This window comes from Nocardiopsis lambiniae (genome assembly GCF_031845465.1).
Taxonomy (GTDB): domain Bacteria; phylum Actinomycetota; class Actinomycetes; order Streptosporangiales; family Streptosporangiaceae; genus Nocardiopsis; species Nocardiopsis lambiniae.
Genome location: NZ_JAVREP010000044.1, coordinates 1 through 1,264, shown reverse-complemented (window position 1 = coordinate 1,264; position 1,264 = coordinate 1). Strand labels below are relative to the sequence as shown.

General features: G+C 57.2%; 1 rRNA gene. It reads right to left on the bottom strand.

The features are described 5' to 3' along the window. Window positions 1-1,264 (bottom strand): 23S ribosomal RNA (locus RM479_RS27435); the annotation flags it as partial.

Below are 1,264 nucleotides of genomic sequence, written 5' to 3'. Positions count from 1 at the left end.
CCAAGGTTAGATGCCCGAAACAGTCAGAGTGGTATTTCACCAACGCCTCCACCGCCACTGGCGTGACGACTTCACCGGCTCCCACCTATCCTACACAAACCATCCCAAACACCAATGTCAAGCTATAGTGAAGGTCCCGGGGTCTTTCCGTCCTGCTGCGCGAAACGAGCATCTTTACTCGTAGTGCAATTTCACCGGGCCCATGGTTGAGACAGTGGGGAAGTCGTTACGCCATTCGTGCAGGTCGGAACTTACCCGACAAGGAATTTCGCTACCTTAGGATGGTTATAGTTACCACCGCCGTTTACTGGCGCTTGGATTCCCAGCTTCACAGGGGCGAACCCCCGTTGACCGGTCCTCTTAACGTTCCAGCACCGGGCAGGCGTCAGTCCGTATACAGCGTCTTACGACTTCGCACGGACCTGTGTTTTTAATAAACAGTCGCTTCCCCCCGCTATCTGCGACCCCACCCAGCTCCAGAGGCACACTCCTTCACCGGACAGGGCTCCCCTTCTCCCAAAGTTACGGGGACAATTTGCCGAGTTCCTTAACCATGGTTCACCCGAACGCCTCGGTATTCTCTACCTGACCACCTGCGTCGGTTTAGGGTACTGGCCGCTCACGAACTCGCTAGAGGCTTTTCTCGACAGCATGGGATCACTCACTTCACCGAAAACGGCTCGGCATCACGTCTCAACCTCATGAGGGGCGGATTTGCCAACCCCCCGGCCTACACGCTTACCCCCGGACAACCACCGCCGGGTAGAGCTACCCTCCTGCGTCACCCCATCACTTACCTACTACAAGCTCGGATCCCAGGCCGGTACGGTCAACGATCCCGAAGGACCAAAAACCCACCGGCGTGGTTAGCATCACCTGATTCGATACTGGGCGCTCGTGCACGGGTACGGGAATATCAACCCGTTATCCATCGACTACGCCTGTCGGCCTCGCCTTAGGTCCAGACTCACCCTGGGCGGATTAACCTGCCCCAGGAACCCTTGGTCAATCGGCGGCAACGTTTCTCACGTTGCTCTCGCTACTCATGCCTGCATTCTCACTCGCACGCCCTCCACCACACGATCACTCGGCGGCTTCTCCGAACGCACGACGCTCCCCTACCAACCCGAGAACAAATCCCGGGCTCCACAGCTTCGGCGGTGTGCTTAAGCCCCGCTACATTATCGGCGCAGAACCACTTGACCAGTGAGCTATTACGCACTCTTTAAAGGATGGCTGCTTCTAAGCCAACCTCCTGGTTGTC